1 protein-coding gene and 1 pseudogene are annotated in these 1,060 nt (G+C 56.7%); one reads left to right on the forward strand and one right to left on the reverse strand.

Going from position 1 to position 1,060, the window contains the following annotated elements:
• Positions 1–24: 24 nt before the first annotated feature.
• Complete coding sequence (gene istB, locus U869_RS0128345) at positions 25–756, forward strand: IS21-like element helper ATPase IstB (RefSeq protein ID WP_029988574.1); 732 nt, start codon at positions 25–27, stop codon at positions 754–756.
• Here istB and U869_RS32680 read toward each other — a convergent pair.
• Positions 753–1,060: pseudogene (locus U869_RS32680) on the reverse strand (DUF2913 family protein); the annotation flags it as partial. The gene istB and the pseudogene U869_RS32680 sit on opposite strands and share 4 nt — an antisense overlap.

Here is a 1,060-nt window from a genome sequence, read left to right on the forward strand (position 1 = left end):
CCAAGAAAACCGGGGCGGTTCAAACTGACCCAACTGAAGCTCCCGGCCATGGCAGGGAGCCTAATCCGCCAGCGAGAAACACCGCAGACCTACGGCGAGTTGTCGTTCGAGGAACGGCTGATCCTGCTGGCAGATGACGAACTGCTGAACAGGGAAAACGGTCGGGTGGCCCGTCTGAGGAAGAGTGCTAACCTGAAATACCAGGCAGCGCCGGAGGGGCTGCACTACCCCGTCTCGAGGGGGCTGAGAGCCGAACAGATGCGGGGGCTGCTGAACGGTCATTACATCACGCATCGGAAAAACATCCTGATCACCGGCCCGACGGGGTGCGGGAAAAGCTGGATCGCCAATGCCCTGGGTGAACAGGCCTGTCGCCAGAAACACAGCGTTCAGTACTGGCGTACCGGTCGGTTACTGGAAATGCTGGCGCAGGGCCGGGTAGACGGTAGCTGGCTGAAGCACCTGAAACAACTGCAAAAAACGCAGGTGCTAATCCTGGACGATCTGGGTCTGGAACCCCTGAGCAACGCGCAATGTAACGACCTGCTGGAAATAGTGGAAGACCGGTACGGACAAAGCAGTACCCTGGTGGTGAGCCAGTTCCCGGTAGATAAGTGGCACGGGCTGATGGAGAGCCCGACAACGGCAGATGCGATCCTGGACAGACTGGTGCATAACGGCCACAGACTTGTACTGCAAGGAGAATCGATGAGGAAAAGCAAAACGGCAGTGGAAAGCGAGGAAAAAACAGGTTAAAAAGCAGTAGGAAAAGTTAACGCATCCCGGTTGACTGAATGGAGACAAAATCCTGATCGAACTTCGGTGCCAATACGTGCTCGAAGTTCCATGCCAATCCGTGATCGAACAGAGCGGAATACGCAGTCCAGCACATAATTGTCCCAGCCCTGGTCTTTCAGAGTTTCAGAAGCGTAGGTGAGCCGGAACAGGTCGGACTGAGCGGCCAGGTTGCCGCTGCAGGAGCGAAAGAGGTAGTCAAGATGCTGGCGCAGTTTGCCGGCCGGGCCGTGTTTGCGGCCACGTTCATGGTTAGGAATCTGGA

This window comes from Serratia sp. H1w (assembly GCF_000633355.1).
Classification (GTDB): Bacteria; Pseudomonadota; Gammaproteobacteria; order Enterobacterales; family Enterobacteriaceae; genus Chania.